Here is a 255-nt window from a genome sequence, read left to right on the forward strand (position 1 = left end):
TCCAGTGTGACTGATCATCCTCTCAGACCAGTTACGGATCGTCGCCTTGGTGAGCCATTACCTCACCAACTAGCTAATCCGACCTAGGCTCATCTGATAGCGCAAGGCCCGAAGGTCCCCTGCTTTCCCCCGTAGGACGTATGCGGTATTAGCGTTCCTTTCGAAACGTTGTCCCCCACTACCAGGCAGATTCCTAGGCATTACTCACCCGTCCGCCGCTGAATCGAAGAGCAAGCTCTTCTCATCCGCTCGACT

Annotated in this window: 1 rRNA gene; it reads right to left on the bottom strand. The window is 54.9% G+C overall.

From position 1 onward, the window contains the following. A 16S ribosomal RNA gene (locus tag DM807_RS00035) occupies positions 1–255 on the bottom strand; the annotation flags it as partial.

This window comes from Pseudomonas hunanensis, assembly GCF_013393325.1.
Lineage (GTDB): Bacteria > Pseudomonadota > Gammaproteobacteria > Pseudomonadales > Pseudomonadaceae > Aquipseudomonas > Aquipseudomonas putida_P.